The sequence below is a fragment of the Archangium lansingense genome, from assembly GCF_026626635.1.
Classification (GTDB): domain Bacteria; phylum Myxococcota; class Myxococcia; order Myxococcales; family Myxococcaceae; genus Archangium; species Archangium lansingense.
In genome coordinates, this window is the sequence record NZ_JAPNKA010000001.1 from 4,305,689 (window position 1) to 4,331,676 (window position 25,988).

The following is a 25,988-nucleotide window of genomic DNA, read 5'->3' on the forward strand; positions in this document are numbered from 1 at the left end:
AGAGGGAGAGGGGGTATTCCCTCACAGCTCTTCGAGGAACTCGTCGTTGTAGGTGTAGCGGCTGAGCCGCTTGATGAGCGCCTCCATGGCCTCCACGGGCTTCACCGCGAAGAGCATCTGGCGCATCTTCTTCACCTTCTCGTACTCCTTGTGGGTGAAGAGCTTCTCCTCCTTGCGCGTGCCGGACTGGCCGATGTTGATGGCGGGGAAGATGCGCTTCTCCGACAGGAAGCGGTCCAGCGTCACCTCGGAGTTACCGGTGCCCTTGAACTCCTCGAAGATGACCTCGTCCATGCGGCTGCCGGTGTCGATGAGCGCGGTGCCCACGATGGTCAGGCTGCCGGCCTCCTCGGTGGCTCGCGCCGCGCCGAAGATGCGCTTGGGCCGCTCCAGCGCGCGGCTGTCCACGCCGCCCGAGAGCGTCCGGCCCGAGTTGTCCACTTCCTTGTTGTAGGCGCGCGCCAAGCGGGTGATGGAGTCCAGGAGGATCATCACGTCCTTGCCGCTCTCCACCAGTCGCCGCGCTCGCTCCAGCGCCAGCTCGGCGATCTTCAGGTGGTCGCCCGTCGGCCGGTCCGAGCTCGAAGCCAGCACCTCGGCCTTGATGCTGCGGCGCATGTCCGTCACTTCCTCAGGGCGCTCGTCGATGAGCAGCACCATGAGGTGGACCTCGGGGTGGTTGGACACCACCGCCTGGGCAATCCGCTGCAGCATGATGGTTTTGCCCGTCTTCGGCGGCGCCACGATGAGGGCGCGCTGACCCTTGCCGATGGGGGCAATCAGGTCCATCACCCGCGTCACCATCTCGCGGTGGCCATTCTCCAACTTGATGCGGTCCACCGGGTCCACGGAGGTGAGGTCGGCGAAGTGGGGCAGGCGGCCCACCTGCTCCAGCGGGCGGCCGTCCACCTGCTCCACGCGCTGGATGAGGCCCTTGTTGCCCTTCGTCTGCGCGAGCGCGTTGAGGTACTGGCCCGGGCGGAGCCGGAGCTTCTGCACCAGGTTCTTCGGAATCTCCGCGTCGTCCGGCGAGGGCAGCAGGTTGCGCTTGAGCTGCCGCAGGTAGGCGTTGGGGCCCTTCACCTCGGTGTCGAGCACACCCTCCACGGGGGCCAGCGAGGGCTGCGGCGCCGGCTGATGCTGCCTCGGCTGCCCGCCCTGGTGGTGCCCGTGCTGCTGCGGCGGGGGCTGCTGCTGTTGCTGTTGCTGCTGCTGGGCCTGCCGCTGCTGGTACTGCTGCAGCTCTTGCGGCGTGAGAAAGACCTGCTGCTGCTGGCCGTCCGGACTGGCCACCATGCGGTAGGCCTGCCCCTCCGGGGTGAACTGCACCTGGGCACCCCTGCGGCGACGGCGGCGGCGGCGGCGGCGGCCTCCACCCGGGCCAGCCTGGCCTCCACCGGGCTGTCCCGGTCCGGGGGCCGAGCCCTCGCCGTCATCGGGGCCCTCGTCGCCCTCGTCATCGCCTTCGTCCACGTCCGGGGGCTCCTCGGCACGGGCAGCCATGGGGGACGGGAGGTCTCGGGGATCGCGGTTATCGGTTTCGCTCATGGTCTACGGGAGTTGCGGCGCGTCCCCTGGGAGAAGGTCCCGGCGAGGGGCGCGCGGGTTCAGCGGTCTGTGGGACAGAAGCCCGGCGCGGGGTCTTGGGGACAGCTCGCGCCTGGCACGAGCCACCCGCCGACCGAACCGCCGGCCCCTGGAGCGTCCCGGCGACCTGAAGGCCCACCGGAAAGCGCTCTTCAACATTAACAGAGGACCCGCCGGGTGCCCGGAGAAATTCGTTGTTCGTGTCCTCTTGGTGACGTCAGTGGACCTTCAGGGTGTAGGGCTGAACGGCCTTCAGACCCGGCTCCTGCATCCAGGGGGCCTCCAGTCCCACCTCGCGCACGAGTGCCTGGATGCCCGGCGGCAGGGCCGGCGGTTCCAGGGGGAGGCTCTCCAGGACGGGCTCCGGGAGCAGGCTCGCGTCGATCCCTGGCTCTCCGCCCATCGAGGAGAACAGCCCGCGTGCGTCGCCCATCACCACCAGGTCCAGCTCCTCCCCAGGGGGCACTCCCGCCCGCTTGCGCGCCGCCTGCACCGCATCCATCAGCCCCCCCATTCCGTCCACCAACCCGTGCTCCTTGGCCGCCGTGCCCGCCCAGACCCGCCCGCGCGCCACGGCATCCACCTTCGCCTTGTCCAGCTTCCGCGCGACGGACACCTGGGTGATGAAGTCGTCGTAGGCCGCGTCCACCCAGGCCTGCACCGCCTTCTGCTCCGCCTCCGTCCACGGCCTCCAGCTGTTGAGCACCTCGGCCATCGGGGCGCGGGTGATGGTCTGCTCGTTCACCCCCAGCTTGTCGCCCAGCAGGCCGCGCAGCGCGGGCTTGATGTAGAAGACGCCGATGCTCCCCGTCAGGGTGGTGGGCGAGGCCCAGATCTCATCCGCGCCCATGGCGGTGTAGTAGCCACCCGAGGCCGCCACGTCCCCCATGGAGGCGATGACGGTCTTGTGCTTCTTCGCCTCCAGCACGGCGCGGTACATCAGCTCCGAGGCCAGGACTTCACCGCCGCCCGAGTCCACTCGCAGCACGATGGCGGCCACGGAGGGGTCCCTCTGGGCCCGCTCCAGGGCGAGCGCCACCGTCTCGGCGCCAGCGATGGCCTCGCCTCCCAGCGGAGACTTGCGGCTCTTGCCCCCGGAGATGGTGCCCAGTACCGGCACCACGGCGATGCGGCGGAGCCCCGTCCAGCGGAGCTCCCGCTCGTCTCGTGGCGAGTAGGTCGGGTCGTAGGAGGCCCCGGGCACCAGCTTCTTCAGCTTGTCCTCCAGCTCCTCGGGCAGCAGCACGCCATCCACCAGCCCCAGCTCCGTGGCCCGCTGGGCGGTGAGGATTCCAGCGCCCCAGGCCTCTCGGAGGCGCTCGGGGGTGATGCGGCGTGCCTTCGTCACCGCCGCGACGTCATGGGCCGTCTGGCTGTCCAGGTAGGCCTCGACCGTTTCGCGCTCGGCGGGGCTCATGTCGCGGCGGGTGAGCTGCTCGGTGGCCGTCTTGTACTCGCCCACGCGCGCCACGTCCCAGGTGACGCCGAGCTTCTCCATCGTTCCGCCCAGGGAGATGACGCTGGCGGCCAGGCCGTTGATGAGCAGCGAGGAGGAGCTCAGGGCATAGACCTCGTTCGCGGCCGAGCCCACGAAGTAGGCCCGGTCGTCCACGCTGTAGAGCACCGCCAGCACCCGCTTGCCGGCCGCGCGCATTCGCAGCACCGCCTGGTGCAGCTCTTCCGCCTTGCCCCAGTCCACGCCCGGCAGGCCCGACACCTTCAGCACTACCCCCTTGAGCCGGGGATCCTTCGTGGCCTCGTCCATCCACCGCGTCAGCCGCAGGTACGGGTCCGGCTCGTTGAAGCCGAGCAGCGACAGTGTTCCCCCGCGCTCTCTCAGCTCGTCATCCAGGTCCACCAGCGCCACCGAGCCCCCGCCGAGGCGCAGGGCCGGGTACTTCTGGGCAGAGAGGCGCACCGCCACCACGTGGTCCAGTCCGCCCTCCGCGCCACCGCCCGCGTAGGTAAGGCCGAAGAATGAGCTGTCCAGCGTGGCGGCGAACTGCAGCGCCAGCGTGCGGTCGCTCCCGAGGCCATGCGAGAGGCCCGCGCCCAGTCCCACTCCGGGGATGACGGCGGCCTGCAGGGTGTAGGTGAGGCGCCCTTCGTCCCAGGCGCCGTCCGAGGCGAGGTAGTCCGCGCCCAGCGTCACGCGCTCGCCGAAGGGGCGCACGCCCACGGCCAGGCTGTAGCTGCGGGGCATGGTAAAGGCCCCCTCCACGGGATCGTTGATGTCCTTCACCACCGCCGCCACGGAGAGGAAGCGCGTGGGGCGCAGGGTGAGGCCCAGGTCGAAGCCGTACAGCCTGTTCAGGTCGGGGTCGCGCGAGGAGAGGTTGTGGTAGCCCACGCCCAGTGACAGCTTCCGTGAGCCGACTGCCAGCCCGAAGGACGTCTTGCGGTAGTCGGGCAGCCCGTGCCCGCGCATCCAATCCAGGCTGAAGCCGGCGCCCAGCCCCCCCAGCAGCGTCGCGCCCAGGTAGAGGCCGTCTCCCACCTGGTCTTGCGCCAGGTTGCGCTCGTGCAGGTAGAAGAGCTGCGCGGGCCCGACGAAGCGCAGGCCGGCGGGGTTGACGGAGAGCGCGGTGGCCTCATCCACCAGGGCGGCGGAGGTGGGCGGCAGCGTCACCCCGCGCGGTGGCGAGGCGGGTTGGACGATGAGCCCCGTCTGTGCGAGCGCGAGGCCAGGGAGCAGCAGCAGCAGAGGGAGGGCACGCATGGCCCTCGGACTCTAGGCGCCGCTTTGCGGCGTACAAGCGCCACGGTTCACCAATCTTCGGTACCGTTCACTCCCTCCAGTGGATCCCCCTTCTTGTTCTTCTTTTCCTGGTCGCGCCGCTTGCCGCCGCGGTCCTCACGGTTCCATTCGTCCGTGCCGTGACTGTTCTCCAGTGGATCCGAGGACTTCACCCGCTTCTCGGCACCCCCCTCGGCATTGTTCAGCAGGTGATTGATCAGCCTGCCCATCTCCGACTTGAGCTGGCCGAACTCGTCGCCCTGCAGCACCACGCGCCGCACGCCGAGCCGCTTGCCATCCTTCATGTCGAACAGCCCCAGCACCAGCTCCGTGGTGCCAGTGTCCGGCAGATCCCTCACCGTGCCCACGAAGCCCCGCTCCAGCCCGAGCGCCTTGCCCAACGCGGCCACCGACTGGCTGGAGGTGCTGTTGGAGCGCATCACCTCGGAGGCCACCGGATCCAACCGGGCGTCAAAGGCCTTGTAGTCGTCGGTAGGCTGCAGCGCGGCGCTCGCCTCCACGTCGTCCGGGCTCACCTCGATGAGCTGCCCGTGGATTCGGAAGCCGGGTCGCTCCAGACGAAGGATGTGCTTGCCCACCGGCAGCGTCGACACCGTCAGCGGGGTGTAGCCCTTGAACTCGTTGTCGATGTAGACGCGCGCCCCGGCCGGGCGGGACTTCACCGTTGCCCCACCGCGCAGCGCCGCGTGGACGCCCGTGGCCACCTGCACCCGGAGCGAGATGAAGTCGCGGCTGTAGCGCTTGGTGTCCAGCTCGTAGGTGGGATTGAGCGCCATCAAATCCAACAGCGCCAGCTTCGCCTCCTCCACGTCGCCCCGCTGGTGCATCACCGCGGCGTAGAGGGCGGTGGCGTCGCACAGCGGGTTGCAGGACGCCGTCATCGCGGAGGCGGCCTTCTGCAGCTCCTTGAGCGTGGCGCGCACCTTGAGCTCCGCGTCCTCGTACGCCTTCTTCTCGAAGGCGGCGACGCTCTCCTCGTACCCCTGCTTGCCCCGCTTGAGCGCGACCAGGGCCTCATCATCCTGGGGCAGCCCGAAGAGATCCTCGGGCTTGCGCAGGGTGTAGCCCTGGAACTCGGACAGGGCCTCGTTCATGTAGCTCTCCATCTTGGGCCCGCTCGACTCGGCCACGGGGTCCATGGGGACGAGGATGGAGGCGATACGCTGGGGACGCGGCGCGGGGGGCGGGGCCGCCAGCGCGAGGGTGGGGAGCAGGAGCAGCGCAAGGGCTTTCATGACATGGACCTCAGAAGCGCGGGACCCGGTCGGGACGGGCCGCGGTGATCGCTACCAACCAGAGCCGAAGTTGCCCAGCCGAACGCCCAGGGGACGCTGAGGCTGGGACGCCAGCAGGATGCTCGCGGTGGTGGCCACGACGACTCCGCTGACCGTCGCCCAGAACCAGGGCTTCTTCATCAACGCCGGTAGCGCGGTGGGCAGGGAGGAGTCGGGCACCAGCTTGCCGGTGAGGAAGTCGTGCACCTGGCGAATGGCGGCCTCCCGCTCGCGGGGCTCGTCGGGATTCAGCTTCACCCCGCGCAGGCGGTTCTTGAGCTGCACGTCCCAGGCGTACAGCACGGCCTCGGTCCGGCCCTCGCGATTCTCCTCCACCCGGGCGAGCACCACGTAGCGCGCGCCGAGCTTCTCGCTGAGTTCCGCCACTCCGGGAGGGAGCGTGTCGGAGGTGAGGGCGCGGGAGGAGGACACGTTGGCGGCCAGGTTGTGCGCCGAGGCCAGGCCGGGCGTGGGCTCCAGCATGGGGCTCAGCTCGGCGCGCTGGGAGGGCGCCACCTGCTGGAAGACGCCGTAGGGAGCGTAGCCGGGGAGGGTGAGCACCACCGGGTGGGCACCGGGAGCGAGCTCCACGTCCTTCAGCGGCGTGGTGCCAAGGCCCTCTCCTCGTACCCGCACCTGCGCGCCGGAGGGAACGGAGTTGATGGCGAGCGTGCCGCGCGGTTGGCTGGACAGGGCCACCTTCGCGGTATTGAAGGCCTCCTGCACGTCCTGCCCGAAGAGCTCGGACTCGGGCTGGAGGGTGGGGGCCAGGAGCTGCGCCCGGGTGAAGGACTCCTGGGCTCCGGCGGCATCTCCATTCAGCAACCGCGACGCGCCCAGGAAGATGTAGACGCGGGCCAGCCGCTCCGGCTTCGTCTCCGTCGGGTAGCGCCCGTAGAAGGCCGCTGCCTCGGCGAACTTCTTCGCCGCGGCCTCCGGGTCCAGGTTGTCGTAGAGCTCCTTACCCTCGTCGAAGAGCGCATCTCCCTGCTGCAGGGAGGCGGGGGGCGGGGGAGGGAAGAGGGCGGCGAGGTCCACCAGCCGCACATCCGTCTGGGCGCCGAGCGCGTTGCGCAGGTCGGTCTCGATGCGGGTGGCGGACGCGGAGGCGTTCGGGTTCGCAGGGATGGCCAGTACCGCGACGCTGCCCGCCCAGGCGGGGGGCGCGAGGGGGGCCACGGGGGCTGGCTCCACGGGGGCTGGCTCCACAGGCGCGACCGAGGTGGGCTCGAGAGCCTGGGGTGCTAGGGGAGCATCCGCGGCCTGCGCGGGCTCCTCGTCGTCCGGAGCGGCCGGAGTGTCCGGAGTGTCCGGAGTGTCCGTGGCCACGGGGGCGGGGGCGCTTTGCTCAGCGGCGGGCGTCTTCTTCTTCTTCTTCGCCTTGCGGGCAGAAGTGGACGAGCCGCGGCGGGGAGCGGCCTCGGTGACACCGGAGGCCGTTCCCAGCAGGAGCGCGAGAGAGAGGGCGAGGGGGGTCTTCAGTCGCACGGGGCAGGATGCTAGCCGAGCCAGGGGCCCGGGCACCATGCCCCGCCCCCGGCAGGCTGGCTCCTACACGTCCAGCTCGTCGACTTCGTTGGCGCTCTCCATGATGAACTTGAAGCGCGCGCTGACATCTCGGCCCATCAGATCATTGATCACCTGGTCGGTGAGCAGCGGGTTGTCGATGGTCACCTGCAGGCTCTGGCGGAGCTTTGGATCCAGCGTGGTCTCCTTCAGCTCGTCCGGCGTCATCTCACCCAGACCCTTGAAGCGCATGACGTTGGGCTTGGCATTGCCCTTGGTCTTCTCGCGGATGATCCGATCGCGGTGGACCTCGTCGAGCGCCCAGTACGTCTCCTTGCCGATGTCCACCCGGAAGAGGGGCGGCTGGGCGAGGTAGATGTGCCCCTTCTCGATGAGCGGGCGCAGGTGCCGGTAGAAGAAGGTGAGCAGCAGCGTGGCGATGTGGTTGCCGTCGCTGTCGGCGTCCATCATCAGGAAGACGCGGCCGTAGCGCAGCTTGGTGATGTCGAAGTCGTTGCCGATGCCGCAGCCCAGGGCGCTGACGATGTCCGTGAGCTCCTTGTTGCCCACTACCTTGTCGGTAGAGGCCTGCTCGGCGTTGAGCACCTTGCCGCGCAGCGGGAGGACGGCCTGGGTGCGCCGGTCGCGGCCCTGCTTGGCGCTGCCACCTGCGGAGTCACCTTCGACGAGGAACAGCTCGCTCTGCGCGGGGTCGGTCGAGGAGCAGTCCGCCAGCTTGCCCGGCAGGTTGAGCCGGTGGCTGACGGCCGTCTTGCGGCTGATGGCCTGGGAGGCGGCGCGGCTGGCCTCGCGGGCGCGGGCGGCCAGCGTGATGCGGGCCACCACCGACTCGGCGATGGACTTGTTGTCGTTGAGCCACTTCTCCAGGGCGGGGCGGATGACGCCGTCCACCTGGGCCGACGTCTCGGGGTTGTTGAGGCGCCCCTTCGTCTGGCCCTGGAACTGCGGCTCCACCACGTACGTGGAGAGGATGGACGTCATGCCCTCGCGGATGTCCTCCGCGGTGAGCGTGACACCCTTGGGCGCGATGTTGTGCGTCTCGATGTAGTTGCGCACCGCCTTCACCACCGCGCTGCGCAGACCCGCCTCGTGCGTACCGCCCAGCGGCGTGGGGATGCCGTTGACGTACGAGCGGATGTGCTCGTCCGTGGCCTCCGTCCACACCAGCGCGGCCTCCAGACGCACGCCGTTGTCGCGCGAGTGGTAGAAGATGGCCGTGCTGCCCGACGGCACCACCGGCTTGCCGCGCTCGTCCACCACCTTGGTGAGGTACTCGGCGATGCCGCCGTCGTGCTTGAACTCCTCCTTCACGTGAGGCGTGGCCGTCTCGTCCTTCCAGATGACGGTCATGCCCTTGTGCAGGTAGCTCTTCGCCTCGAGCCGCTCTCGGATGATCTTCGGGTCGAACTTCAGCTTCTCTCCGAAGATCTCCGGGTCGGGCTCGAAGGTGACGGAGGTGCCGGTGCCCCGCGCCGGGCCCTCGGCCTTGAGCGGGGTCTGCGGCTTGCCGCGCCCGTACGTCTGGACGTGGCGCTTCCCGTGCAGCTTGATCTCCACCACCAACTTGCGCGCGAGGGCGTTCACCACCGAGCTGCCCACGCCGTGCAGACCGCCCGAGTGGATGTAGTTGCCCTGCTCGAACTTACCGCCCGCGTGAAGCGTGGTGAGGATGATCTCCACCGCCGGCTTCTTGTACTTGGGCATGATGTCGATGGGGATGCCTCGCCCATCGTCCGTCACCGTCACCGTGCGGCCGTCCTTGTGGAGCGTGACTTCCACGGTGGACGCATAGCCGTTGATGACCTCGTCCACCGAGTTGTCGAGGATCTCCCACAGCAGGTGGTGATAGCCCGTGCCGTCGGTGCCACCGATGTACATCGCCGGGCGCTTGCGGACCGGCTCGAGGCCCTCGAGGACCTGGATGTCCGCGCCCGTATAGGTCGTCTTCTTGGTCGTCGCCATGACAGTCTCCGGCTATTCCTTCTTCTGCTCCGGCAGCGGGATGTAGAGGGGCGCGCGCGCCACCTCCTTCACCGCGTCCTTGCGCGACATCTCGTGGCCCTTGCCGCCGCGGCCCGTCACCTCGTGACGGCCCGTGTGCAGGACGAGCTTGCGGCCCTTTTGCGTCTCGAAGGCGATCCCCGCCTCTTTGTTGCCGTGAGGAGCGACCACGAAGTCCACCACCCGGTCTCCCTCTTCCACCTTGATGACGGTGACGCCCTTGCCCGGGCCGGCCAGTTCGTTGATCTCCGCCACCTTGCACACCAGGGCGGCGGTGCGCTCGGTGAGCACGCCCACCAGGTCCTTGTCCTCCACCGGCTGCACGCCGACGATCTCATCGCCCTCGCCCGTCTTGGCGTAGCGGCGCCCGGCGCGGGTGGAGAGCTCCAGGTGCGGGGCGAGCGGGAAGCGCATGCCCATGCCGTGCCGGGTGACACCCAGCAGCTTCTCCGGGCGCCACAGGCGGGTGTCGAGCGACAGGGCGGCGACAATCCGCTCGCCGTCGTCGAACTTGAACAGCTTCTGCACCGGGTCGCCGTACCCCGTGGAGGCCGGTACGTCGTTGAAGCGCGTGACGTAGGCGGTGCCGAAGTTGCTGAAGAGGACCAGGTTCGCCTTGAGGCTGCCGGCGAGCACCGTCATCACGGCGTCGCCCTCGCGCAGACGGGTGGAGGACGGATCCTTCACCTCGCGCACGCGCTTGATCCACCCGTCGCGGGTGATGATGACGTGAGCGTCCTCGTCGGCGATGAGGGCCTCGGCATCGAAGGTCATCTCCTCGGCACCGCTGCGGCTCACCTTGGTGCGGCGCTTCTGCATGCCGTAGGCGGCCTTCACCTCGGCCAGCTCTTCCTTCACCGTGGCCCACAGACGGGGGTTGCTCTTGAGCAGCGCCTCCAGCTCCTTGATCTGCTTGCGCTTCTCCTTGAGCTCGTTCTGGACCACCAGGATCTCCAGGCGGGCCAGCTTGTAGAGCTTCATCTCCAGGATGGCGTCGACCTGGATCTCATCCAGCTTGAAGCGGGCAATGAGCTTCTTGGCGGCGTCCTGCTTGCCCTCGGAGGCGCGGATGATGCGAATCATCTCGTCCAGGGCGTCGTAGACCTTCTCGAAGCCCTCGAGGATGTGGACGCGCTTCTTCAGCTCGTCGAGCTGGTACTGGATGCGCCGCTTGATGACCTGGAGACGGAAGTCCAGGAAGTACTGGAGGATCTCCTTGAGCCCCAGGCGCTTGGGGGTGCCCACCTCGGGGTTCTCCGGGTTGGGCACGAGGCAGGTGAGGTTGACGTTGAAGTTCGTCTGGAGCGGCGTGTTCTTGTAGAGGTACGCCATGGCCAGCTCGTGGCTGGCGTCCTTCTTGAGCTCCAGGACGATTCGCACGTCCTTGGTGGACTCGTCGCGCACGTCCACGAGGAGCGGCAGCTTGCGCTCGCGGACGATCTCTCCGAACTTGGCCACCAGCGTGGACTTGTTGACCGTGTAGGGGATGGACGTGATGACGATCTGCTGGCCGCCCCGCTTGAGGTCCTCCAGCTCGTACTCGCCACGCAGCCGCACGCTGCCCTGGCCGGTCTCGTAGATCTCCTGCAGCTCCTTCTGGGAGTTGAGGATCTCTCCGCCGGTGGGGAAGTCCGGACCCTTGACCCACTTGAGGAGCTGCTTGACGGTGAGGCTGGAGTCATCCACGAGCGCGATGAGCGCGTCGCACAGCTCGGCCAGGTGGTGAGGCGGGATGTTGGTGGCCATGCCCACGGCGATACCCGTGGTGCCGTTCATCAGCAGGTGGGGAACGCGCGAGGGCAGGACGATGGGCTCGGTGCGCGTGCCGTCGTAGTTGGGCCGGAAGTCGACCGTCTTCTGCCCGAGCTCGTTGAGGAGCTCGTCGGCGAGCTTCTCGAGGCGGCACTCGGTGTAACGGTAGGCGGCGGCGGCGTCGCCATCGAGCGAGCCGAAGTTGCCGTGGCCGTCCACGAGGGGGTAGCGCAGGGAGAAGTCCTGCGCCATGCGCACGAGGGCATCGTAGATGGCGGTGTCGCCGTGCGGGTGGTAGGGGCCCATGATGGCGCCGACGACCTGGGCGCACTTCTTGTACTTGGCGTCGTGCGTGAGGTTGAGGTCGTTCCACATGCCGTACAGGATGCGGCGCTGCACGGGCTTGAGGCCGTCACGCACGTCGGGTAGGGCGCGCGAGGTGATGACGGAGAGGGCGTAGTTGAGGTAGCGGCGGCGGGCCTCATCGGCGAGCGCGGCGGGCGTGGCACCACCGCCACCGCCTCCCGAGGCCGCGGCGGCGCCATCGCCACCACCGCCCGAGGCTCCCTGCTTCTTCCGCGTCTTGTTATCCGCTTGTGCGAGCATGCTCATGTGTTCAGGTCAGGACCGTCCGTATCCTCTGGAACGCGGGGCGCGGCTCGCGCACTCCGGGCCCGGGACGGAAAGTGATGAGCCGGCGGAAGTAGCACGGCCCACAGTCAAAGGGAACAAATTCGAGGGTTTGCAAAGCCTCGGGGGGAGGGTGGCTATACAGATGTTCAGCATTTCAGGCCAGGAAATCGAGCATCGGAAGGCCTCGAAGGTGGAGTCAGTGCGCTTGCCTGCCTGGGTTGGAACCGGGACGAGCGGTGGAAGCAGGGGCGTACTGGGGGTGGGAGGAAAAGCCTACCTGGAGGGTAGACGGGCGAGGGGCGGACAGGGGCCTGCTTGCCCTACGAGGTAGGGCAGGGCGGTACGGCGTGGACCCGGATCCGAGAACCATGGGCGGATACTGCCTCGGGGGTCTGACACGACGTACGTGGTTCTCCTACCTGGTAGGAGGTCAGGCGAGCGGGAGGGCGTGAGCATGGGCCGTCAGCCCTCCGGCCTGGGTGGCATGCCATGCTCGTGAAGCCCGCTGCCCCGGAGCCCACTCAGTAGAACAGCAGCTCCGGCTGGGGCGTCACGGTGACGATGAAGTCTCCGTCCTGCGCCAGCACGCTCGCCGCCGAGGACAAGAGCGAGCCCAAGGAGTAGCCCCGTGCTCAAACTGCACCACCTCGTGAACTCCCGTTCGCAGCGCATCCTCTGGCTCCTGGAGGAGTTGGGACTCGACTACGAGCTCGTCGTCTACCCGCGCGACCCGAAGACGAACTTCGCGCCTCCCGAGCTCAAGGCCATCCATCCGCTCGGCAAGTCCCCGGTTCTCGAGGACAACGGACGGCTTCTCGCCGAGTCCGGAGCCATCATCGACATCGTCGTGCGCCGCTATGGCCAGGGGCGGCTCGCGCCCGCGCCGGACTCGGCCGAGTACGACGCCTACGTGCATTGGCTGCACTACGCCGAGGGCTCGGCCATGGTGCCCCTCCTCCTCAGCGCGTACGTGGGACGTCTGGGTGAGGCGGGCGCGCCGCTCAAGCCTCGCATCTCCAGCGAGGTGAAGAACCATTTCGGCTACATCTCGGGAGCGCTCGGGGAGCGGGACTACCTGGTAGACAACAGCTTCAGCGCCGCCGACATCCAGATGAGCTTCGTGTTGGAATCGGCGCGGCCCACGGGCGCCCTGGAATCCTTTCAAGCCTTTCCCAATCTCGGCGCCTATCTCGAACGGTTGCACGCCCGCCCTGCCTATCAGCGCGCCCTTCAACGTGGCCGGCTCGTCAACACGGGAGACATGGGCAAGCGCTGAGGTACGCTTCCGGCATGCTTCGAACCCTCATCGTGGTGAGTGCTCTGTTTGCAGTGCCCGCGCTGGCCCAGGGCGCCGAGGAGAAGGCCGTGCTCCAGGCCATGGTCGAGTGGTGCGCCGCGGCGCAGAAGAGCGATGCGGCGGCGCTCGAGCGGATCCTGCTCGATGACTACACGCTCACCAACTCCAAGGGGCAGATCTCCACCAAAGCGGACGACATCGCCGAAGCCAAGAAGGTCGACCCCCAGTACGAGCTCCTCGAGAACCGCGACATGAAGGTCCGCATCCACGGCAACACCGCGGTCGTCACCGGTCGCACCGTGGTGAAGGGCCTCTCGGGAGGCAAGGCGTTCAGCGCCAACTTCCAGTTCACCGACACCCTCATCAAAGTGCAGGGCAAGTGGCGCCCCTTGGCAAGCCACGTGTCCCGCGTGGGCGACTGAGGTCCTTCATGGGCTGTCATGTCCGTATCCTGTTGTGCGTCAGGATCGGAAGCCGGGAGGAAGAGCGGCGATGACGGAACCCGAGGGATTCGAGGCACTGCTCGCCGTGGCGAGCGATACGGCGACCGAGGCCACCCTGGTCGTGACAGGGGCCGGCGTCAGCCTGGCCAGCGGCATCCCCACCTTCCGGGGGACGGACCCCGGCGCGGTGTGGGCGAACGAGGTCATGTCGAAGGGGACCTACTCCTTCTTCAAGCAAGCCCCCCACGAGTCCTGGCGGATGTACCTCCAGCGTTTCGAGGTGGCACGCGGAGCGAAGCCCAACGCGGCGCATTTCGCGCTCGAGGAGTGGGAGCGCTTGCTGGAGCGCCAGGGCCGCACGTTCCTCCTCGTCACCCAGAACGTCGACAGCCTCCACGAGCAGGCCGGCAGCCGCGCTCTGGTGAAGGTGCACGGGAGCCTGGACCAGGCGCGCTGCATCCAGCGGGGTTGCGTGTACGGCCCTCCTCGCGGAACGCTGCCCCTGGCGGAGGTGGACTTCGGGCCATTCCACGCCAGCCCGAGCCCGGAGACCGTGCCCCGCTGCCCCCGCTGCCGCTGCAGGCTTCGCCCCCACATCCTCTGGTTCGATGAGCTCTACACGGAGCACGAGTCATATGACATCGAGCGGGTGCTCCAGCGGGCGAGCAGGAGCCAGCTGGTGGTCTTCGTCGGGACCTCCTTCTCGGTGGGGGTGACGGCGCGGGTCAGCACCCTTGCGCTGAAGCGCGGCGCGCGGGTCTTCAGCATCGACCCCTCTGGCCTCCGTCCGGCGCGAGGCATTGAGGTCGTGGCCGAGCGGGCGGAGGTGCTGCTCCCGCGTCTCGTGAGCGCGCTCCAGGGCTGAGCGGCCTTTGCAACACGGGGGCATGAGCAAGCGCTGAGGTTCATCCAGGAAATTCAGGCACTTGGGAGCACTCGAAAAGAATCGAAAATGCCGTGTCGATCTCGCCCGCCCTCGTTCGACGTCAGGGTAAGAGCCAGGGAGAACACCTTGGCATCCACCCACGAAGGAGAGACGACGATGAAGGTCATGGTTCTGGTCAAGGCCACGAAGGACAGCGAAGCGGGCGTCATGCCGAGCACGGAGCTCCTGACCGAGATGGGGAAGTACAACGAGGAGCTGGTGAAGGCCGGGATCATCCTCGCGGGCGAGGGGCTTCATCCGAGCTCGAAGGGCGCGCGCGTGCGCTTCTCCGGGGACAAGCGCACGGTGATTGACGGGCCCTTCACCGAGACCAAGGAGCTGATCGCCGGCTTCTGGATGTGGCAGGTGAAGTCGATGGAAGAGGCGATCGAGTGGGTCAAGCGCTGCCCCAATCCCATGTACTCGGAGAGTGAGATCGAGCTCCGCCGTGTGTTCGAGCCGGATGACTTCGGTCCCGCGCTCACGCCCGAGCTCCGGGAGGCGGAGGAGCGCCTGCGCGCGCAGTCTGCCGCGAAGCAGTAATTGCACTGGCGGCGAAGGAGGCGGCGGGAATCGAACCCGTAGACGAGGCGATAGAAAACCCCAGGCAGGACGCGCTGTTACCCGCTAACGCCTTGATTCCCCTCGGGTTCGTCATCCCGTCCCATCCCACCCTGTGCCCTCGTGTTCCGCCCCTGACCCCGCTGGAGGGGCACACTGAGGGCACATGCGCCCCACCCCCCGCCTGCGGCCCTCCCCACGCCGGGCGGTGTGCGGCTGGCGGGGGCCTCCTCACTGCCCGCGAGCGCGCGCCCGCTGGCACTGCCAACGCCCTGGGAGCCCTCCACAGGCCCGAACTGCGGCTGCCGTGTGCCGCTCCCCCCGCGTGCTCGTCCCTCGCTGTCGGGGGCGGGCTGGCATACTCCGAACAGCCCCGCCAGGACCCGCTAACTCCTGACTCAATTGGAGGACGTAGCCATGCGCTTCCGAGCGTGCATCGCACTTCTGCTCTATGTCTCCGCCTGCGCTACGTCAGCGCCCAGCCCAAGAGAGCAAACGGCCCGAGACCCGAGGCTCGCCAACCTCCAGCGAGCGGCGACGCTGCCCTGGACGGACGGGGGGCGGTGCGCCGTTCAGGTGACCTACTCATAATGCCCCTCCTCCATTACATGGGGTTCTTCGGGATGGCGGAGTTCCACGGCTTCGCTGCCCGAATGGATTGCGGCCTTGAGACGCTTACTCGTTGCCTGATCGAGCTTGAACCACAAGGGATGACCTCGACTGCCACCCTCGGCAACGCGGAGCTGCCCTTGCTTCACCCACATGAGCACCACGTCCTTGGAAACACCCAGACGCTTAGCGACTCCACGTATCGAGTAGAGTCCACCGGCTCTGCGTTCTGGCAAACATCTGTCTGAACGGCAGGACATTTCGTAGCGATTGCGCACCCAGCGTACCGCCCGAGCATCCCAAGGACGCTTGTGCCCGGTGAGCAGTCCGCGGCGGTTGAGCTCTGCCGCTATTTCTTCGTCGCTCTTCTTCCCCTGCAACTTGCCAATGAGGTTGATTGCCTCGGGCGAGGTCGTCCGCGCGTTGTACGGCAGGCGAGGGATATTCCAATCGCTGACCATACCTGTTTCCCACAGCACCTGGACGCGCGTCATCGGTTCTGGAACTTCGATGGGGCTCAGCACCACCTCGCGCACCAGAATCCGCAGCAGGTTCTTCCGCTCGGCCTGGGTCGTGCTCTTCGCATACCAGACACGAGGCAGGTCTCTGGCGAGCGCGAGCAGGCGTGCCCGGTCCTCGTCTGTGAGCACTACCTTCTGCTCCCGGAGGACTTCCTGGTACTCGGATTCGAGGTGTCCAAGCTCGCTCAGTTTCTCATTCCACTCTCGCTCGAGCGTCCGGGCCACCACTCGCATGTCGGGGTCGACAGCCTTGTAGCGGCGCTCGGCGAGCCGCGCTTCATACCGGGCACGTTCCAGTCGCAGCTGCCATTGGCGCTCGAGCTCACCCGCCTGTTTCTCGGCTTCTCGAGTGACAGCGAGGCTCAGCTCCGTCTCCGGCGGCTGTACCGTCTCGAGGAAGAGCCTGGCGACGGCCTCGTCGATGGCCGCGGCGGGGACGCTCCAGCACTTGTCCTTTATGTCGTCGCCTCTGCGACGGCACACGTAGAGTGCATAGCGCTTGGAGCCCATGTACTTCGTCTTCATTCGATTGCCACACCGGCCGCACAGCAGCAGTCCCTGCAACAGAGCCTCCCCCTCGCGGGCGGCCCCCCGCTGTTCCGGTAGATGATGGTTGGCCCGGTTGGCCGAGAGCTTCCTCTGGTTGGCCATGTATTCCTCCCAGGTGATGTATGCCGGGTGGTGGTCGTACAGGCATATCTTCCAGGCCTCCTGGGGCAGCGTGGTGCTGTGCTGCCGCCTCAACTGTCCCTCCACCAGGCCCATCCGCCTCTCATGCCGCCCGAAGACGTAGGCGCCCGCGTACGTGGGGTTTCGGAGCATCAGGCGGATGGCGCTGTATCTGGGGGGAGCCCAATGCAGTTCGCCTGTGCGTGGGTCATGCACGGGCAGCCGCAGACCGTTCGCGGCAAAGTAGCCCTGCACAGCGGAGGCGCTGCCCTCCAAACGGAAGCGCTCGAAGACCAGGCGCACAGCCCGCTGTACCTGCTCGTCGGGCTCAAGACGAAACCGGCCCGTCGTCTCATCCCACTCGTAGCCAACCGGTGGTCGGAAGAATAGCTCTCCGCGCCGGGCTTTGGAGAGCTTTCCGCCCTGCAGGCGCAGGTGCATCCAGTACTGCTCGGCTTCGCTCATGGTCCCCTTGAGGCCCAGCAGCAACCGGTCGTTATAGTCCCGAGGTGTGTAGACGGCCTGCTCGTCGATGATGAGGACATCGGCCAGGCCGCATAACTCCAAGAGCCTATGCCAGTCCGCGGAGGAACGGGCCAAACGGGAGATTTCCAACGCGAAGATGGCGCCGACACGCCCGTACGCCACCTGCTCAGCCAGTCGTTGAAAGCCCGTGCGTCCGATGCTGCTCGAACCACTCTGGCCGAGATCTTCGTCGATGATTTCAATACGCTCCGCCGGCCAGCCGAGCTCAAGGGCACGCTGCTGGAGAGCGTACTGGCGGGCAGTGGACTCATGATGCTCGTGGACTTGCCTGAGTGTGGATTGCCGAAGGTAGACGACGGCTTGGCGCTCCAGGTGGCCCACGTGAATCTTGTCGTTCATCGCTTTCCTCCTCGCCTGCCGCCTCGGCGCGAAGCGCTTGGAGCAGGAGCGTGGCCCACGCGCCGAGTAGCGCGCCTCTTGCCGCCACGGGCAGTGCCGACCAGGGCGGGCCGGGTTTTGGAGGCAGAAGTGTGGACATGATTGACGTTAATGCCCGATGCAGGAGGTAAAGCAGCCGGTGACTCAACCTCCTGGTCAAGGCCCACCTGCACGGCACGGGCAAGCTTCAGCAGGGACGAGACGGAAATGCGGAGCTGGCGACCACCGACACGTGGCGGCACAAGGGGCGCCGCCTGATCCGTCCACTCGATGGGCAGCCGCACGCGCCAGCCTCGTGGATGCTCAACAACGACGTAGCGCTGGCCATCCTGAGTGCGGAGGGCTCGAGTAATCGGCAGCCGCATTCCCCGGAGCGGGTGGCCTGGCAGGGTCACCTGCACCTCGGCGGAAATGGGGTATAATGCATGAGGTGCATTGTGTGGATGTCGTCCAGGCGGCTTCCGAGCCCTGGCCCATGCTGGCGGAGCGGTGCTATCAGGCCCTCGACCATGACCGGATCGAGTTTCACGACATCACGGGAAGATGCGCTGTTGCCTCTGCGGGTGCCGCTGCAATGGGCCTCGGGGTCTGCGTGCTGGCGGCCCCGGAGATCGTCGTGGGCGCGGTAGTTGTGGCGGGCGTGGTGGTGGTGGGCTTCGCGATCTCAGAGGCGCTGGAGGCTTACGAGAAGAGGGGCCGTCCCCAGGTTGGGCCGCCGCCTACGCTGCCGGTGCCGGAAGCGCGGCCCGTGCCTGAAGTGAAACCCGCGCCGGAAATGAAGCCCGCCCCGCAGGAGCCCTCGCCGAAAAAAAGGCCTAAGCCGGAGCCAAGAGGGCCGGATTTCCCTCCCATTGGGCCAGTCGACGTCACGGAGCGAAATCGCCCCAGGTGCGAGCCCGTCCCAGTGCCGTACCACCTTGGCGGTAATACACTGCACGACAAGTGCGCCGACAGAATTCCGAACAACAGTTTCCCCGGCGGGGATGTGTTCGTGAATGGGAAAAACTTCGACGCGCTGCAACTGGCCACGCGCATGCTGTGGGAGGTCAAGACCGACAACTTCGACACGTACACGGACGACCTACAGGTCATCGTGGTCAAAAGTCAGGTACCGAAGTTGCGGCACGAGCGCGCCCTCGCTCTGGCTTGCGGATTTGACTTCCACGTCGGCGTGCGCAGCGAAGCGCACAAAGAAGCGCTGGAAGAAGAGGCCCCGGATCTTATTGGCCTCATCGTTGTCATGGGCTGGTGCTGAGATGACAGCCAAGCGAAAAATTACCCTCATCGTCTACGCGCCCGCGCTCGTGGGCGACGACAGTCGACCTGTGGCCGTGGTTCGTGGGATGGAGCGTGCGTTCCCTGGCCCGCGCCTGGGGTGGACGACTTCACTGGACGGGCAGCGCACCCTCTTGGCGAATCGCGATGCGTGGCTGGCCCAACAGGGGGGGGACCGAGAATTTCCGCTCCTCCACAACGGCGATGAGCGTGCTTTCGTCTCGGTGTATGGAACGGAAGCGCCGACGACCAGTTCGCCGGGCGGTCAGGCCCAGCTCGAAATACACGCAAAGCTCCCACTGAGCCCAGAAGGCATCGCAGCGGCAGCGGATGTGCTGGAGGCCGTGGCAGAAACCGCGCGCGCGTACTGGGGGCATGCCACGCCGTCCAATGCGTCGCTGGATATCGCGCGCCAGACGAAGAATCGGCCAGACGACCTGGAGCCGCCCCCCCGAGGGCTACCGGTGATCAAGTCCCCTAGTGCCATGCGCTCGCCTGAGATTCCGCATCGTCTAGGGTGGCTGAACTACTGGTCAGCCGCCGCCGCACGGGCCGTCGGCTTTCCGGACCCCGCCCTCGACGCGGAGCTGCTCTCGCGCTCACGGCGCACCGCGACGGGCGGGTGGATTGTCAGGCTCACCGATGCGCCGCTCGACCTGGACAACCCCGCGCACCTGGACGCGCTTGAGCGGGCTTATGAGCGCTTCCCGGAGATCGGCGGGCGCTCGGCCCCTTGAGGCTCGGCACGGCTCACGGTGGCCGTGCTCAGGGCGCCGCCTTCTGGCTCGCCGGGAATGTGACGTTCCCCAGGAGTAGGCAGTGCCGGCCGGGAACACAACTTGTGCGGTCATTCTCCAGGACCTACCTTTCTGGTGGGCAACCAGGAGGTGCCAGGGGAGCGCGGGCTTACGGAGTGTGGTGGAGCGCGAGGCCCCCCTGTGTCGCCAGGCGGGACCGCCTGTCATCGGCCACATGGTGGTGCCGACCCGGGACGATCCACCCACCGCCGACGGCGGCATCGCCACGCGCAACAACCTCGCCAGTCTGTACCGACCCGAATCCATGCTCACCTGGGAGGGTGCCCAGCAGCAGGGCTCCGCAGCCCTTCTGGGGGCCTTGCTGAAACCGGAACTGAGCAACATCAAACACAAGGTGGCCAGCAGCGACGCCCAGCCAGCCTCCGGCGGAGGCGTCCTGGTCATCGTGACCGGCGCCCTCGTCATCGATACCGCCTTCGACAAGCCGATGCTGTTCGTTGAAACCTTCAACCTCCAACCGATCCCCGGTCAGCCCGGAGGCTTCTTCATCAACAACGAACTCTTCCGGCTCATCTTCGCCGTCTGAGGCGAAGATCGTGAGAAGCACAGCTCGCAGTGGAGTCCACTGTCCACTGCGTGCTCATCCCAACACCCCATTCATCCATTCACGCGCACCCGTCTGGATGCGCTGGACCTACCCCTGCTGGCCGTGGGCGACGCGGTGCCGCGGTGCCGCGGTGCGGGTTGGCTGGGGCGTCTTCGATCGACAAGCCACCCGGTGCTGGGCCTGTAGACGTTCTCAACTCCTCGGCTTCGGCCCGTCCGGGAAAGTGACCTTCCCAAGGGTGACAACGCGGGATCCGGGTGACTCCCAGAGCTTGAGCGTACAGGGGCAAGCGAGCTGCGCGGGCTCCCCCTCGACGCCCACCACAACGACGCCAGCACCATCCGCGGGAATGGGCGCCTCTTGCCACACGGCAAGCGTCACTTCTTCCCCCATCGTGTCCACCAGCGCCGCACCCTCCAGGGTCCAGGGCTCCGCGCCGGGTTGGAGTTGCTGCGTCGCCTGGCGTCCCTGGTGCCTGCGCCTCGGGCAAACCTCACGAGGTTCCACGGCGTCTTCGCTCCAGGCGCCAAACTGCGGCCATTTCTGGTCCCTCAAGCAGGTGCGGAGGAGGTGAGGAGGAGGTGAGGAGGAGGTGAGGAGGAGGAGAGCGCGGGGCTTGAGGCAGCGGCCAGGAAGGAGCGGATGAAGGAGAGGACACCGCGAGGAGACTGGGCCGAGTTGCGCAGGAGGAGGTTCGACTGCGACGTGTTCGGCTGCGTGAGGTGTGGAGGCAGGCGGCGGGTCTTGGCGTACGTGAAGGGAGCAGGAGGGGTGAGAGCGATTGTGGAGCACCTGGGGTTGCCCACGGCGAGTGCGCACCTGGCCCCTGCGCGAGGGCCGCCCCAGAGCGCGTGGTGTTGAAGCTCAAGCCGCCACAGCCAGCCAAGAGAGCCAGGCACCTGCCGCGCCCCTCCTGGGAAAGCGGCTGGGCTGGGCAGGCGTGTGTCTGCTGGAGATGAAAGGCTTCTGCGCCGGCTCGGCGTGCGGCTCATGGGCTCCCCGTCAGCGTCCCTCACCTCCCGCTCTGCTCCCGCCCGCTACGCCCAAGAGGGCTCCTGTCCTTCCTATGCTCCGAACTCCCATGGACATGGCGTGGAGTCCTACTTTCCTCGGGCTGACTTCGCGTCGTAGGACCTGCGGGCCGCCGACACACGGTGCTGGTTGCGCAGGGCCCAGGTCGCCAGGGCGTTGATCGGCACCATCACCTCCCGGCCCAGGTCGGTCATGGTGTAGTCGACGCGCGCGGGCACGGTGGGCGTCACCGTGCGGGTCACGAAGCCGTCCCGCTCCAGGGCCCGCAGCGTCGCCGTCAGCATCTTCTGGGACACGCCGCTGATGCTGCGGCGCAGCTCGCTGAAACGCAGGCTGCCGCCGTCCAGGGTGCGCATCACCAGGATGGTCCACTTGTCCCCGATGCACTCGAGCACGCTGCCCACCTCGCGGCAGACCTCGGGGGGCAGATAGCGATCTTGTGGTTTCAAAAAAGTGCCTCCTTGTGGGTGCCTTCTGGTCACCTTTAGGGTGTTGGTCTCCATTGGATACCAAGGACTGGGAGGCCCGCAATGCAAGGGATGAATGTCGTGGTAACGGGTGCCAACTCGGGCGTTGGGTTCGAGCTGACCCGGAAGCTGCTGGAGGGTGGCGCACGGGTGGTCGCGCTGGTGCGGTCCGGGTTCGCCCCGGGGAACGCGCTGATCGACGCGGCGCTCGGTGACGGACGGCTGCGCGTGTACCGCGCGGATTTCAGTGATGTCGCCAGCCTGTCCGCGGCGCTGGCGCTCCTCCTCCAGCAGGAGACGCGCGTCGATGTCCTCTTCAACAACGCCGGGGTGTCGGTCGGTGGGGGCGCCCGCTCCAAGCAGGGCAGGGAGCTGCACTTCGAGGTCAACACCGTCGCGCCCTACCTGATCACCCTGGCACTCAAGCCGCTGCTGCGGCTGGGATCGGCGAAGACGGTGATCAACACGTCCTCGAACGCACTGCTGACGGTGAAGCGCTTCGACAGCAGGACGCTGGAGAACCCCACGGATCTCCGGAAGTTGTTCGGCCCCTATGCCACCTCGAAGCTCGCGCTGTCGCTGTGGACCCGGGAGCTCGCCCCCCGGTTGGCGGAGGAGGGCGTCCAGATCCGCAGCGTCTGCCCTGGTCCCAACAAGACCCCGATGAGCGCGGGCGATGGCATGCCGGGCTGGCTGCGGCCCCTGACGCACCTGTTCTTCTCGCCCCCCAGTCGTGGCGCGGCGCGTCTGTACGATGCCGCCTTCGGCGCCTACCCGGGCACGCCGGGGGGGTTCATCAACAAGGGCAAGGACACCCCGTTGCGGTTCACCGACCAGGCCGGCGATGTGCTCGCCCAGGTCGATGCTATCTACCAGAGGGAACTGGCGGACGGCATCGCTGGTCCTCGTTGAAGGCCCCTGTTCCGCGGCCCTCCCAGTATTTCACCACTCCCTCAAGCAGGTGCGGAGGAGGCGAGCGCTGGGCTTGAGGCAGCGGCCAGGAAGGAGCGGATGAAGGAGAGGACACCGCCAGTGGACTTTAGCCGAGTTGCGCAGGAGGAGGTTCGACTGCGACGTGTTCGGCTGCGTGAGGTGTGGAGGCAGGCGGAGTGTATTTGCGTACGTGAAGGGGGCCCCCGGGGTGCGGGCGATTGTGGAGCACCTGGGCTTGCCCACGGCCTGTGCGAGGTAGGCCCCGGCACGAGGGCCACCCCAGGCGGCGTGGTGTTGAGGCGCAAGAGAGCCACCAGGCCGGCGGCCCCTGCCACGCACCTGATGGGAGCGCGGCCTGGGCAGGGGTATACCCCAAGGGGGTTCAAGCGGTCTGTCCACCGGCCGGGAGCATCGCTCGGGAGGCCCCGTCAGCGGCCCTCCTCGGCCCCTCCGCTCCAGCCCTCACCCTCAACAGGGCCTCTATCCCGCCTATACGCCCGGGGCCGAAGGTCCGCTGGTACGACGTCGACTTCCCCGACGTCATCGCCCTGCGCGAGCAGCTCTATCCGGAGCGCGAAGGCTATCGCCGCATTGGCTCCTCGGTGACGAAGCTCTCCTGGCTCGACGCCATCCCCGGAGACACGCCGGTGTTCGTCATCGCCGAGGGCCTGATGATGTACCTGCACGAGAAGGACGGGACGGCGTTGCTCCGGCGCATCACCGAGCAGTTCCCGAGCGGGCAGCTCGCGTTCGACGGATACAGCGGGGCGATGACGCGCCTGGTCTCACGCCTCGCGACGGTGCGCGGCGCGAAGGTCGAGCTCATCTGGGGAGTCGATGATCCGCACGACCTCGAGAAGCAGGTGCCCAGGCTCCGGCTCGTCGAGGACGTCCCGTTCCTCACGATGCCCGCCCTGGTGGACCGGCTGGCCAGGGGCGGGGTCTCCAGGGCGATGCACGGGATGATGGGCCGGCTGCCGTTCTATCGGCACCTGGTCCGTCACCTGCGCTACGAGTTCTAGTGGTCACTCCACTAGCGGGCATGGAAGCGGCGGGGAGCATGACTGGCGATGCCGGGCCGCGCCGGACGGTCACCGCCGCGCCATGCCGGGGCCGCGCAGGCCCCACGCCACCTCGACCTGGAGCAGGTAGGTCCGGTCCGTCGACGACGAGAACTCGAACGAGGGGGCTGTCTCGCCCGGGTTGAACCACACCCGACCGCCCAGGTTGCCCCTGCCGCGGTCCCACGGCGCGCCGGGGTCGAGCTTGAACGCGATGGTCCCGCGCTCCTTCTGGTGAAAGCCGATCCGGTCGCCGGCCTGCACGGCGATTGGCCCGGTGAAGAACGTGTTGACCGCGCGCGGGCGCGGGGTCTCGTAGGCGGTCTTGGCTTGGACCGCGTAGCGATTGCCGTCGGGCCGGTACACCACCAGCGCCACCGGCTGGTCGGTGAGCGCGACGAAGGTCCACGACCGCAGCATGGCGTCGAACCCGATAACCAGGCCGGTATCGAGATAGTAGACGTCCTGCCAGGTGTCGGCGGCGTAGCTGGATAGCTCGCCGAACGGCGGGAACTCGTTGCCGACGGTGTAGGGCTCGAAGAGGTGCTCGATCTGCACGCCTGTGATCGGTCCGTTCGGCGCCGACGCGAACGCGACCGCGCTCTGGCCGCCGCCGTTCTCGCCGGGCGGCTCGTACAGGAACGTGTCGCCGCCGTAGAGCGCGAGCCGGCTGAGCTGCGGCGTGGCGGGCGGCCCCATCGCGATGTGGAACGCCGAGTGGATGTCGCCCCCCTCCCCGCTGCCGCCGACGGTGAACGGCCCGTAGAACGGGTGGGTGTAGGTGCCCTTGTAGTCGTCGGCGATGCGGGCGCCGTGTGGCGGGCGCGACGGCAGCGGCTCGGGCACCTTGTAGAGCCCGTCCTGCATCATGGCCGCGGCCCCGTGGAGGATGGCGTCGAAGTCGACGCCGTCCGAGAGCATGTCCTCCATGAAGGCGCGGCAGATCGCCTCGGGCACACCGACGGGCTGGCCGTTGGTGAGCACGACGATGCCGGTCCGGCACTGCGGCAGGATCATCACGGCGGTCGAAGCGCCCAGCACGAACGCGCCCGAGTGACTCCAGCGCACCGGCCGGGGAGGCTGGCCGTCGCTGCGTCGGAGCCGAGATCGACGTTCCACCCGAAGCCGTAGTTCGCGGACGGGGTGTAGGGCTGGTGGGTCAGCGCGAGTTGGGCGCGGAACGCCGCGTCGAAGTGTCCGTCGTTGACGAGCCCGAGCTGGAGCCGCAGCCACTGCGCCAGGTCGCGCGCGGTCGAGCACACGCCACCGGCCGGCGACTGGGCATCGGCGTCGCGCACCTGGGGGGTGCGATGCCAGCTCGGATTGGCGGGCAAGGCCGGCGTGCCGGCCAGCGGCGCGGGCGTGCGCTGGTGCGGGACCGCTGCATTTCCGGCGCGCAGCGCGGCGTCGAACGCGGAGAACCGCGAGCTGGTCGCGGTCATCCCCAGCGGCTGGTAGAGCACGCGCTCGGCCAGGACCGGCCAGTCGCATCCTCCGGCACGCGCCACCGCGAGCGCGGCGGCGGTGAAGCCGAAATTGGTATACGCGTAGCTGCTGGCGAAGCGTCCACCCGGGGCGACGTGCCCGGGCGACAGCGGAAGGAGGCCCAGCCGGCGCAAGATCTCCTCGCGGCCGTAGCCCATGTCCTCGAGCAGATCACCGGCGTGATCGGGCAGGCCGCTGCGGTGGGCGAACAGCGCTCCGACGGTCACTGCCGGATCGGCCAGAGCGAATCCGGGCAGTTCGCGTTTGATGGCCGCGTCCCAGCCCCACGTGGCGCCGTGGCTGAGCTGCCAGGCCGCGATGCTGGTGGCGATCGGCTTGGACAGCGACGCGAGCTGGAACACCGTGTCGCGATCGACCAGGGTCGGTCCGCCGGCGGTGGTGCTGCCGACCTGCTCGAAGGCGATGGTCTCGCCCGACACAATCGCAATGGCAATGCCGGGTACGCCGGTCTGCGTCTGTGCGCGGCGGGCGTGAGCGGCCACGTTCTTCATGGCGCGACCGACGTTGAAGGTGATGGTCATGGACGTGCGAGCATCCTGCGCGGGCCTGAGGTGTCAAAGAACTCGTTCCGACACCTCGGCTCTCCGGATCGTCCATACGAGTCGTCTGACACCTTCCCGGATGAGCTCGGTGCCGCCGTTACTATAGCCGTAGGTCTCGCAGCCGATGTATTGCACGGTGTCCGGGCTGTTTCTCGCGCTCGCCAGTGAGCCCGACGCAAATCCACTTCCATCGCTGTTCTTGCTGATGCTCACCGTGGGGCTGCTCTTGTATCCCGCCCATGCGGTCATTCCGAGGAGCGCCGTGACGGCCACTCCGACGAGCCTCGCGTTGTTCTTCCTCATGCAGCCTCCCTCGGAGTGACGGG

Annotated in this window: 21 protein-coding genes; 9 read left to right on the forward strand and 12 right to left on the reverse strand. The window is 67.7% G+C overall.

Features of this window, described 5'->3' with window-relative positions:
* Nucleotides 1–21: 21 nt before the first annotated feature.
* The 6 genes from rho to OV287_RS17620 all read right to left on the reverse strand — a co-directional run bounded on the left by rho (nucleotide 22) and on the right by OV287_RS17620 (nucleotide 11,505).
* The gene (gene rho / locus OV287_RS17595) at nucleotides 22–1,548 is read right to left on the reverse strand and encodes a transcription termination factor Rho (protein WP_267535190.1); all 1,527 of its coding nucleotides are present in this window, start codon (nucleotides 1,546–1,548) and stop codon (nucleotides 22–24) included.
* 256 nt (nucleotides 1,549–1,804) lie between these two features.
* Nucleotides 1,805–4,306, reverse strand: coding sequence for a signal peptide peptidase SppA (sppA, locus tag OV287_RS17600; RefSeq protein ID WP_267535191.1), 2,502 nt, complete (start codon nucleotides 4,304–4,306; stop codon nucleotides 1,805–1,807).
* A 47-nt stretch (nucleotides 4,307–4,353) separates the two neighbouring features.
* Entirely contained in the window at nucleotides 4,354–5,580 is a 1,227-nt protein-coding gene (locus OV287_RS17605; protein WP_267535192.1) for a PEGA domain-containing protein, read from the reverse strand.
* A gap of 51 nt (nucleotides 5,581–5,631) precedes the next feature.
* On the reverse strand, nucleotides 5,632–7,107 hold the full coding sequence (locus tag OV287_RS17610) for a PEGA domain-containing protein (RefSeq protein ID WP_267535193.1): 1,476 nt from the start codon (nucleotides 7,105–7,107) through the stop codon (nucleotides 5,632–5,634).
* Nucleotides 7,108–7,170: 63 nt separating this feature from the next.
* On the reverse strand, nucleotides 7,171–9,108 hold the full coding sequence (locus tag OV287_RS17615) for a DNA gyrase/topoisomerase IV subunit B (RefSeq protein WP_267535194.1): 1,938 nt from the start codon (nucleotides 9,106–9,108) through the stop codon (nucleotides 7,171–7,173).
* A gap of 12 nt (nucleotides 9,109–9,120) precedes the next feature.
* Nucleotides 9,121–11,505 (reverse strand): DNA gyrase/topoisomerase IV subunit A, encoded by a 2,385-nt coding sequence (locus tag OV287_RS17620; protein ID WP_267542360.1) that lies wholly within the window; start codon nucleotides 11,503–11,505, stop codon nucleotides 9,121–9,123.
* Nucleotides 11,506–12,160: 655 nt separating this feature from the next.
* Here OV287_RS17620 and OV287_RS17625 point away from each other — a divergent pair.
* The 4 genes from OV287_RS17625 to OV287_RS17640 all read left to right on the forward strand — a co-directional run bounded on the left by OV287_RS17625 (nucleotide 12,161) and on the right by OV287_RS17640 (nucleotide 14,740).
* On the forward strand, nucleotides 12,161–12,808 hold the full coding sequence (locus OV287_RS17625; protein ID WP_267535195.1) for a glutathione S-transferase family protein: 648 nt from the start codon (nucleotides 12,161–12,163) through the stop codon (nucleotides 12,806–12,808).
* A gap of 14 nt (nucleotides 12,809–12,822) precedes the next feature.
* Nucleotides 12,823–13,251 carry a nuclear transport factor 2 family protein gene (locus tag OV287_RS17630; RefSeq protein ID WP_267535196.1) on the forward strand — a complete coding sequence of 143 codons (429 nt, stop codon included), beginning with the start codon at nucleotides 12,823–12,825 and terminating at the stop codon, nucleotides 13,249–13,251.
* Nucleotides 13,252–13,321: 70 nt separating this feature from the next.
* Nucleotides 13,322–14,137, forward strand: coding sequence for an SIR2 family NAD-dependent protein deacylase (locus tag OV287_RS17635; protein ID WP_267535197.1), 816 nt, complete (start codon nucleotides 13,322–13,324; stop codon nucleotides 14,135–14,137).
* A 177-nt stretch (nucleotides 14,138–14,314) separates the two neighbouring features.
* Nucleotides 14,315–14,740, forward strand: coding sequence for a YciI family protein (locus OV287_RS17640; protein WP_267535198.1), 426 nt, complete (start codon nucleotides 14,315–14,317; stop codon nucleotides 14,738–14,740).
* Between the two features lie 599 nt (nucleotides 14,741–15,339).
* Here OV287_RS17640 and OV287_RS17645 read toward each other — a convergent pair.
* Both OV287_RS17645 and OV287_RS56810 read right to left on the reverse strand, forming a co-directional pair.
* Nucleotides 15,340–17,424 (reverse strand): recombinase family protein, encoded by a 2,085-nt coding sequence (locus tag OV287_RS17645; RefSeq protein ID WP_267535199.1) that lies wholly within the window; start codon nucleotides 17,422–17,424, stop codon nucleotides 15,340–15,342.
* Between the two features lie 14 nt (nucleotides 17,425–17,438).
* Entirely contained in the window at nucleotides 17,439–17,882 is a 444-nt protein-coding gene (locus tag OV287_RS56810) for a DUF5372 family protein (RefSeq protein WP_506344824.1), read from the reverse strand.
* 38 nt (nucleotides 17,883–17,920) lie between these two features.
* Here OV287_RS56810 and OV287_RS17650 point away from each other — a divergent pair, with 38 nt between their 5' ends.
* The 3 genes from OV287_RS17650 (at nucleotide 17,921) to OV287_RS17660 (ending at nucleotide 20,100) form a co-directional block, all read left to right on the forward strand.
* The gene (locus OV287_RS17650) at nucleotides 17,921–18,736 is read left to right on the forward strand and encodes a DUF6310 domain-containing protein (RefSeq protein ID WP_267535200.1); all 816 of its coding nucleotides are present in this window, start codon (nucleotides 17,921–17,923) and stop codon (nucleotides 18,734–18,736) included.
* Nucleotide 18,737: 1 nt separating this feature from the next.
* Nucleotides 18,738–19,493: a DUF5953 family protein gene (locus tag OV287_RS17655; RefSeq protein WP_267535201.1), complete on the forward strand. Its 756-nt coding sequence runs from the start codon at nucleotides 18,738–18,740 to the stop codon at nucleotides 19,491–19,493.
* Between the two features lie 181 nt (nucleotides 19,494–19,674).
* Nucleotides 19,675–20,100: a nuclear transport factor 2 family protein gene (locus OV287_RS17660; protein WP_267535202.1), complete on the forward strand. Its 426-nt coding sequence runs from the start codon at nucleotides 19,675–19,677 to the stop codon at nucleotides 20,098–20,100.
* A gap of 1,121 nt (nucleotides 20,101–21,221) precedes the next feature.
* Here the strand turns inward: OV287_RS17660 and OV287_RS17665 are convergent.
* Nucleotides 21,222–21,602, reverse strand: a complete 381-nt coding sequence (locus tag OV287_RS17665; protein ID WP_267535203.1) for a winged helix-turn-helix transcriptional regulator — start codon at nucleotides 21,600–21,602, stop codon at nucleotides 21,222–21,224.
* An 81-nt stretch (nucleotides 21,603–21,683) separates the two neighbouring features.
* Here OV287_RS17665 and OV287_RS17670 point away from each other — a divergent pair, with 81 nt between their 5' ends.
* Complete coding sequence (locus tag OV287_RS17670) at nucleotides 21,684–22,532, forward strand: SDR family NAD(P)-dependent oxidoreductase (protein WP_267535204.1); 849 nt, start codon at nucleotides 21,684–21,686, stop codon at nucleotides 22,530–22,532.
* Between the two features lie 623 nt (nucleotides 22,533–23,155).
* Nucleotides 23,156–23,575: a hypothetical protein gene (locus OV287_RS17675; RefSeq protein WP_267535205.1), complete on the forward strand. Its 420-nt coding sequence runs from the start codon at nucleotides 23,156–23,158 to the stop codon at nucleotides 23,573–23,575.
* 69 nt (nucleotides 23,576–23,644) lie between these two features.
* On the opposite strand, the gene OV287_RS17680 is transcribed toward OV287_RS17675, so the two are convergent.
* Genes OV287_RS17680 through OV287_RS17690 form a run of 3 tightly spaced genes read right to left on the reverse strand, consistent with a single transcriptional unit; the run spans nucleotide 23,645 to nucleotide 25,965 of the window.
* Nucleotides 23,645–24,634 carry a hypothetical protein gene (locus tag OV287_RS17680; RefSeq protein WP_267535206.1) on the reverse strand — a complete coding sequence of 330 codons (990 nt, stop codon included), beginning with the start codon at nucleotides 24,632–24,634 and terminating at the stop codon, nucleotides 23,645–23,647.
* Nucleotides 24,631–25,641, reverse strand: coding sequence for a serine hydrolase domain-containing protein (locus OV287_RS17685; protein WP_267535207.1), 1,011 nt, complete (start codon nucleotides 25,639–25,641; stop codon nucleotides 24,631–24,633). The genes OV287_RS17680 and OV287_RS17685 overlap by 4 nt, the downstream gene beginning before the upstream one ends.
* A gap of 33 nt (nucleotides 25,642–25,674) precedes the next feature.
* Nucleotides 25,675–25,965, reverse strand: a complete 291-nt coding sequence (locus OV287_RS17690; protein ID WP_267535208.1) for a hypothetical protein — start codon at nucleotides 25,963–25,965, stop codon at nucleotides 25,675–25,677.
* Nucleotides 25,966–25,988: the final 23 nt, after the last annotated feature.

Coding starts and splice junctions, on each gene's coding strand:
- OV287_RS17635 (WP_267535197.1), top strand. CDS start 13,322: ATGACGGAACCCGAGGGATTCGAGGCACTGCTCGCCGTGGCGAGCGAT.
- OV287_RS17605 (WP_267535192.1), bottom strand. CDS start 5,580: ATGAAAGCCCTTGCGCTGCTCCTGCTCCCCACCCTCGCGCTGGCGGCC.
- OV287_RS17690 (WP_267535208.1), bottom strand. CDS start 25,965: ATGAGGAAGAACAACGCGAGGCTCGTCGGAGTGGCCGTCACGGCGCTC.
- sppA (WP_267535191.1), bottom strand. CDS start 4,306: ATGCGTGCCCTCCCTCTGCTGCTGCTGCTCCCTGGCCTCGCGCTCGCA.
- OV287_RS17615 (WP_267535194.1), bottom strand. CDS start 9,108: ATGGCGACGACCAAGAAGACGACCTATACGGGCGCGGACATCCAGGTC.
- OV287_RS17620 (WP_267542360.1), bottom strand. CDS start 11,505: ATGCTCGCACAAGCGGATAACAAGACGCGGAAGAAGCAGGGAGCCTCG.
- rho (WP_267535190.1), bottom strand. CDS start 1,548: ATGAGCGAAACCGATAACCGCGATCCCCGAGACCTCCCGTCCCCCATG.
- OV287_RS17630 (WP_267535196.1), top strand. CDS start 12,823: ATGCTTCGAACCCTCATCGTGGTGAGTGCTCTGTTTGCAGTGCCCGCG.
- OV287_RS17670 (WP_267535204.1), top strand. CDS start 21,684: ATGCAAGGGATGAATGTCGTGGTAACGGGTGCCAACTCGGGCGTTGGG.
- OV287_RS17640 (WP_267535198.1), top strand. CDS start 14,315: ATGAAGGTCATGGTTCTGGTCAAGGCCACGAAGGACAGCGAAGCGGGC.
- OV287_RS17685 (WP_267535207.1), bottom strand. CDS start 25,641: ATGACCATCACCTTCAACGTCGGTCGCGCCATGAAGAACGTGGCCGCT.
- OV287_RS17655 (WP_267535201.1), top strand. CDS start 18,738: ATGACAGCCAAGCGAAAAATTACCCTCATCGTCTACGCGCCCGCGCTC.